Below are 6,983 nucleotides of genomic sequence, written 5' to 3'. Positions count from 1 at the left end.
GCTGCTAAGGCTCCTGCTCAGGCTGGCAAGGATGGATTGGTAGCAACCCTTGCAGTTGCTGCGTGTTGTGGGGCCAGAAGGTTTTGGTGGCGCGGATGTGCTGTGTTTGGTCGCGCGGTGAGTGGCTTGCGACAAGTCTGTGCAAAATTCCTTTGTATACGGCGAGTATTGTTATATGCTTGACTCTCGCTTTTCGTGGCCAGGGTTTTGAGAGGAGTTGGGTTATGAGTCATGGGGATACTATAAGGGTAGATGCGTCTGTGCGCGCAAAGTGTGGCACAGGAAGTGCGCGCGCTCTCAGGGCAGCGGGGTTGATACCCGCAGTGGTGTACGGAAAGAATCGCGACGCTGTTAACATCTCCCTGTCGCACGCAGATTTTTTGAAGAAGTGTCGCACGCTCCCTATATTCTCGCAGCTCATAAAACTCTGCATAGACGGGAAAGAGGAGTTCGCCCTCACTAAGGAGATCCAGAAGCACCCGGTAAGTGGCGCCGTGTCACACGTGGATTTCCAGTTTGTAGATCGAGGCGCAGAAATCAAGGTAGAAGTTCCCTTGGTGTTCTTAAATGAACAAAAATGCGCCGGGGTTAAGCTTGGCGGGGCGCTTAACATTTTGCATCGCTCCCTGCTAATCCGCTGCGCTCCCGATGCAATCCCGCAAAGCTTAGAGGTGGACTTGCTAGATCTGGCTATCGGGCACTCTATACATGTGAGTGACCTGGCGCTGCCTGAAACAATGCAAGTTGCGATGAAGGAGGAGAATCCCGTAGTTGCATCAGTCTCCGCTACGGCTGCGGTGGAGGAAGCGAAAGAAGACGGGGCTCCGGAGGAGTCTGCACAGGGACAAGGGGCTGCGGAAGCTCAGGAAACAGGCAAGTAGCGCCGTGCTGTTGCTGGTCGGGCTCGGCAATCCTGGCAAGCAGTACGAGTTTACGCGGCACAATGTAGGGTTTGTTGTTGCAGACACTGTGGCGCGAGACTTCGATTTTCCAGAGTTTTCTAGCAAGTATGATGCACTTGTGTCTGTAGGTAACGTCGGCTTGCATAGGGCTATGATCGTAAAACCCGCAACGTTCATGAATAGGTCTGGTGCCGCCGTGCTTAAGGCTGCTAGCATGCACAAGATACCAGCCGAACAGATAACAGTGTTTCATGACGATGCAGATCTCCAGCATGGCGTTGTGAAGGTCAAACAAGGAGGGGGCAATGCCGGGCATAATGGCCTCCGCTCCATCGACGCCGCAATTGGTTGTCAATATTGGAGAGTTAGGTTAGGTGTAGGCAGACCAGATGCAGGTAGCTTATCTGGGCACGTGCTGTCTGACTTCCATGACTTTGACTCGGTGCAGCAGCTGGCGCACAAAATCTCCGCCAACCTCACAGAGCTACTGGATGGCAATGTAAACGGGTTCATATCCAAAATACGCTGTGACCACGCGCAGTGATACCAGCACACTTCCCCCGGTATTTGGCCCCATGTCCCCACCGCAAGTAGGCACACATCGCGCAGAGTAAGCCAGCATGGCAGGGCGAGAATTGCGAGATTAGTGCTAGAGTGATATTCGCTGCGGTGGTAAGATGTTACACTGAGTGATTTGGTGCAGAATCGTATGCCACTGGCAAGCGTACACGAAGAATGCGGGATTTTTGCAATCCAGAACCACAGCGACGCGGCTAAGAAGTGCCTCATGGGCCTTCATGCGCTGCAGCACCGCGGTCAGGAGTCATTTGGCATTGTTACATCGTCTAACAATGGGGAGTTCGCTGTGTATCACAGCAGTGAACACGTGAGTAGCATATTCGAAAAGCCGGAGGCACACTCGTTACGGGGCAATCTGTCAGTCGGGCATGTAAGATATTCCACCAGCGGCAGTAAACCGGGAGCGCAGCCAATAGTGGTAGACTGCAAGTTCGGCAAATTGGCGATCGCACACAACGGGAACCTAACTAACGCCGATAGCCTGCGTAGGCAGTTAGTCGACAAGGGGTGCGTGTTTTTGTCAGACATCGATACGGAGGTCATTGCCCACTTAATAGCAACAAGCCCGTCTGATTCTTTTATCGATTGCGTCATCTCCGCCGTGAAAGAGGTTAAGGGCGCGTATTCTCTGGTCATGATGACAAACAACACCCTAGTCGGGGTGAGAGACGCTGCCGGTATACGGCCGTTGGTGCTTGGCATCGTGGATGGGGCATATGTCATGGCATCAGAAACTTGCGCACTTGATATAGTAAAGGCAGAGTTTGTCAGAGATATACAACCCGGAGAACTGGTGGTAATCAGCCAGTCAAATGAGTTGACCAGTACGTATCCGTTTCCGCCATTGAAGCGCAGTTTCTGCATTTTTGAGTATATATATTTTGCCAGGCCGGATAGTGTCGTGGACAACATACCAGTTTATGAGGCACGTAAAAATATCGGGGCAGAGCTTGCAGTAGAAAGCCCTCCTCCCGACAATGTAGATATGGTGGTGCCCGTACCAGATTCTGGTATCCCAGCAGCTATGGGGTACGCGGCAAAGTCTGGCGTGCCTTTTGAGTTTGGGATAGTAAGGAATCACTATGTGGGGCGCACTTTCATCCAGCCAACCGATGGCGGGCGGCGCATGGGGGTTGAGCTGAAGCACAACGCGAACTCCTCAGTTTTGCGCGGGAAAAACATAGTTCTGGTTGACGACAGCATAGTGCGTGGCACCACCCTGCGAGAAGTAATAGAGCTGCTTAGAAGGGCTGGAACAAAAGCCATACACCTCCGGATTTCTAGCCCGCCAACACTGCACTCATGCTTTTATGGTATCGATACGCCGGAGCGGTCCAAGTTGGTGGCAAACAGGCTCTCTCTACAAGAACTGAACACGATGCTGCAGTGCGATAGCATAGCATTTATCAGCATAGATGGTCTGTACAAAGCAGTGTGCGGGTCCCCCCGCAACAACTCCTCTCCACAATATTGTGACGCATGCTTCACCGGCATGTACCCGGTAGGCGAAATGGAACAGCACTGAACGCACAGTCCGCCGCTGCATTAAGGTACAACAACATCGAGAAGTGCCTGCCATGTATGGTCAAGCCACCGTACGGTGCGACCCGCCTTGCACCCAGTTACTCCATTATCCGATTCTCAACCAAGGCGCGCCGCGTGCTTAGGCGCAAGAGTCCCCCCCGCGTTTTTTGTATATTTCTAGGCAACCTGGCATAATATCCTCGATGGACTGGGCCATCACCCGCACGTCACTACCAGCAGTGCTGTCAGCAACAATGCTATATTTCAGTAGCGCTAGCTGGTCGGTAGTCAATATGGGTTCACCATCCCCAGTTAGAGGCTTGAGCAAAAAGGATACTAGTCGCAACTCGCAGAGCGCAGCAACTGCCCTCGCAAGCACCGTGGGTAGCTCCAGCACGGGCTTGTCTCTGGCGGTCGTTTGCAAAATGAATTGCATAAGTTCCCGCATTGAGTAGGTTTTGGGCCCACATACCTCGAGTGTCTTTCCGGTTTCTTGGCCCTCGACTATCGCGGAGGTGAGCTCGGCTACTTCGCCCACATACACAGGCTGTACCATGCTATTACCGCATACAACAGGCAGAAATGGAAGCACCCTGGCAAGTTTTGCAAATTTACTGAAAAAATGGTCCTCATCCCCAAACACCAGGTTGGGTTTTACTATAACCGCATCCTTGCAGACGCTTCTAACGGTATTTTCTCCTTCAAGCTTGCTGGTAGCGTAGAAAGAGCTCGAGGCAACGTCGCTACTCATCGTAGAAAAATGCACAAGCATTTTGCCGTGTTGCCCCGCAAATTTCGCAATGTTGCCGGGCACAGTAACGTGTAGATACCGTAGCACATCCCTACGTGGGCTCATGCTGCCAACAAGGTTTACGATCACGTCACATTCCGCAAGCAGCTTCTCGATCAACAGCGCGTTAGACAGGTCACCAGGTACTATTTGCACTTGCCCTAAGTTGCCGATCAACTTGAGCCGCGCGGCTTTCTCCGGATTACGAGTAAATACGCTTACGGTATATCCTCGTAGGACAAGGCTGCTTACCACATGCCTGCCTATGAACCCGCTACCACCGAACACAACCACTTTTTTCATCACGCCACCGTCACTTTGAGCCTCCACATTATCTACGCTTTCAAAACACCGCGCAATCCAATACAGTAATCACCGCAACTTGCACCGGGTGTAGCATCCTACACCAACACAGCTACATCAGCCACAGCGGCGTTGTGCGTTATACCTTCAGAAGCAATACGCTGGCAACCACAGTTTGTAATATTACATTCCACGTAAAGTAAAAGTATTAGTAATGTACTTCTGGCAAGGAGTATCCAAATATCTCCATTAGCCTGCAGGCCGTCGCCCTGCCCTCAGCGGTTTTGAGCATGCTCCAGGCATCAGAACGCGCATTCAATACAGTCTGGACGTCAAAGGGGTCCGCAAATCTGAATTCCACAGCGCCAGACTGTTTGTACCCGAGAATATCACCACCACCACGCAATAGTAGGTCTTGTTCCGCGATGAAAAAACCATCTTGGGAGCTGCGTAGCACGCTTAGCTTACGGTACGCAATTCTGCCAATGGCCCCATGCAGTAGTATGCAGAAAGACTGCTTGCTGCTGCGGCCTACCCTTCCTCTAAGCTGGTGTAGTTGCGATAAGCCAAACTTTTCTGGGTTTTCAATGACAATTATCGTAGCATCTGGCACATCAATACCTACCTCGATAACCGTGGTTGCCACGAGTATTTTTATGTCCCCGGCATGAAATGCCCTAATTGCTTTGTCCTTGTCAACTTGCGGCAATGCACCGTGCGCTATGCCAACAAGATTGCCAAATATTTCCCTCAAAGCTATAAATCTACCTTCTGCTGAGGTCATTTCAGAGGTTTCGGAATGCACGATACGGGGGCATATCCAATACGCTTTGTGCCCTTCCGATATGGCATTTTGCAGACGATGGCACACCTCATCTATTCTGCCAATTTGTATCATGCTGGTATGCACTGGGCGCCTACCTTGCGGCCGCCCGAAAAGCGTTACCCTATCGATGTTGCCGTACAGAATTTGCTCCAAAGTGCGGGGAATCGGCGTAGCGCTGATGAACAGCACGTCCGTAGACTCCCCCTTTTCTGCCAAGCGCATTCTCTGCACAACACCAAACCTTTGCTGCTCATCTATGACTACAAGTCGCAAATTGCGGAACCGTACTGACTCCTGAAACAGAGCATGCGTCCCAATTAGTATGCATATATCCCCGGCAAGCAGCCTATCTTTGAGCAGCTGTTTGTTTTTTGTTGCTACCAGTTAACAACTCAGTGCAAATATTCAAGCCCGATAGTGCATCACTGATCCGCGCATAGTGCTGCTCAGCCAGTATCTCTGTAGGCACCATCAGTGCAACCTGGCCACCACTTTCTACTGCGTTGAGTATGGCAAACAACGCAACTACCGTTTTGCCGCTGCCTACATCACCCTGAAGTAGCATGGTCATCTGCTTTTCGGATGCTTGGTCGCTCGTTATGGCCTCAATTGCAGATTTTTGCCCATCAGTGAGTTCAAATCCTAAATTCCTCTCTACCAATTTGCGGTATACCCCACAGCTTTTGACCGAAACACCCTTGGCTGCACGGCTTTGCTTCGCAAAGTACATGGCTGCGTGGTAGCTTAGCAATTCGTCGTAGGCTAATCTACCTTTGTAAAGATGCACCTCGCGCACGCTGTCCGGGTCGTGCATACCCTCCACGCTTTTTTTCCAGCTGCACCATGAATTCTGCGATAGTACATCTGGTCTGATCCATTCTTGCCAGTCAGGCAACAACGGCACAAAAGCCTTTATGAGTTTGTGCATTGCTTTGGATTGAAAACCCTTGACCACAGAATATAATGGCTCCAGAGTGCAGATTTCTTGCAGTTGATCAAGCTTGGAGGTTACGTAGTCTGGATGCACAATCTGCAGCGCACCACGGTGCGTTTCAAGCTTGCCGCTCACCACGCATTGGTGCCCAACCTTTAGCGTATTGCTCAAGCGCCCCCTTGAATGGTTGAAAAAGATTAGCGATACAGGACCAACTTCGGATTCCAGCAAAATCTTATAGGGCGCGCGATGAGCCCTCCTGCCGGGTGGAGGTGGCATATGCTGCTTGACCAGGGCGGTAAAAGTCACCACACGGCCTACTGAGTCCTCCGCTAACGATTTATTCGTCCTGTCTACGTATCCATAAGGGGCATACAGCAAAATATCTATCAATCTGTGCCCGCCGCATAGCCTTTCCAGTATCTCGCCTTTCTTATTGTCCATGTTCGGCATATCGTATATGCTCGAGAATATCCCGATTCCCGCCCTTTGCGTGGTAGCCTTATCATCTGAGTGTAGACCAATCGCGGGCCTCGGCGTCTTGATCATAGGTCACACATGAACATACTGCTCATAATATCCGGCAGCGTTGCTGCGTACAAGTCGCTAGACGTTGCAAGGGAGCTGAAAAGGAGGAACCATAACTTGTTGTGTGTTCTGAGTAAGTGCGGAGAAAAATTCGTCACTCCTTTATCCGTCACATCGTTAGCCGGGCACCATACCTACACGGAGAGCGATTTCTTCTCTCTGCAGGCGAGTATGAAGCATATTTCGCTATCACGCAACTCCGACCTTATACTTGTCGCGCCGGCAAGTGCTAACATAATGGCAAAGGCCGCGCATGGCATTTGTGATGACCTGCCATCAACAATTCTAACATGCGCGAGGGTGCCAATCGTCATGGCGCCTGCCATGAACACCGCAATGTGGGAAGCGAAACCAACATTGCGTAATCTGGAAATCCTAAAGCGCGATAATGTGCAGATCATAGAGCCGGAGACCGGCATATTGGCGTGCGGGGAAGAGGGCTACGGGAAAATGGCAAGCGTGGAAACCATAATCTCATACGTGGAGAACATGCAAAATAGCGCCGGCAAGCCACTCACGGAGGATTGACATCACCCC

Annotated in this window: 7 protein-coding genes; 4 read left to right on the top strand and 3 right to left on the bottom strand. The window is 51.2% G+C overall.

The genetic code is table 11. The annotated features are described in order from the left end of the window. Positions 1-224: 224 nt before the first annotated feature. The 3 genes from GAC_RS02410 (at position 225) to purF (ending at position 3,006) form a co-directional block, all read left to right on the top strand. Complete coding sequence (locus GAC_RS02410) at positions 225-881, top strand: 50S ribosomal protein L25/general stress protein Ctc (RefSeq protein WP_012659158.1); 657 nt, start codon at positions 225-227, stop codon at positions 879-881. Between the two features lie 4 nt (positions 882-885). Further along, complete coding sequence (gene pth, locus GAC_RS02405) at positions 886-1,446, top strand: aminoacyl-tRNA hydrolase (protein ID WP_012659157.1); 561 nt, start codon at positions 886-888, stop codon at positions 1,444-1,446. 165 nt (positions 1,447-1,611) lie between these two features. Beyond that, on the top strand, positions 1,612-3,006 hold the full coding sequence (gene purF / locus GAC_RS02400; protein WP_037349306.1) for an amidophosphoribosyltransferase: 1,395 nt from the start codon (positions 1,612-1,614) through the stop codon (positions 3,004-3,006). Between the two features lie 138 nt (positions 3,007-3,144). On the opposite strand, the gene GAC_RS02395 is transcribed toward purF, so the two are convergent. The 3 genes from GAC_RS02395 to GAC_RS05945 form a co-directional block, all read right to left on the bottom strand. Beyond that, on the bottom strand, positions 3,145-4,125 hold the full coding sequence (locus GAC_RS02395) for a complex I NDUFA9 subunit family protein (protein ID WP_010269057.1): 981 nt from the start codon (positions 4,123-4,125) through the stop codon (positions 3,145-3,147). 181 nt (positions 4,126-4,306) lie between these two features. Further along, the gene (locus tag GAC_RS05950; protein WP_338388779.1) at positions 4,307-5,227 is read right to left on the bottom strand and encodes a helicase-related protein; all 921 of its coding nucleotides are present in this window, start codon (positions 5,225-5,227) and stop codon (positions 4,307-4,309) included. Between the two features lie 43 nt (positions 5,228-5,270). Beyond that, on the bottom strand, positions 5,271-6,407 hold the full coding sequence (locus GAC_RS05945) for a DEAD/DEAH box helicase (RefSeq protein ID WP_241760126.1): 1,137 nt from the start codon (positions 6,405-6,407) through the stop codon (positions 5,271-5,273). A 9-nt stretch (positions 6,408-6,416) separates the two neighbouring features. Between GAC_RS05945 and GAC_RS02385 the strand changes: the two genes are divergently transcribed. After that, positions 6,417-6,974, top strand: a complete 558-nt coding sequence (locus GAC_RS02385) for a phosphopantothenoylcysteine decarboxylase (RefSeq protein WP_010269053.1) — start codon at positions 6,417-6,419, stop codon at positions 6,972-6,974. Positions 6,975-6,983 lie beyond the last annotated feature (9 nt).

This window comes from Anaplasma marginale str. Florida (assembly GCF_000215485.1).
Taxonomy (GTDB): domain Bacteria; phylum Pseudomonadota; class Alphaproteobacteria; order Rickettsiales; family Anaplasmataceae; genus Anaplasma; species Anaplasma marginale.
This window is presented reverse-complemented; position numbering and strand designations above follow the sequence as displayed.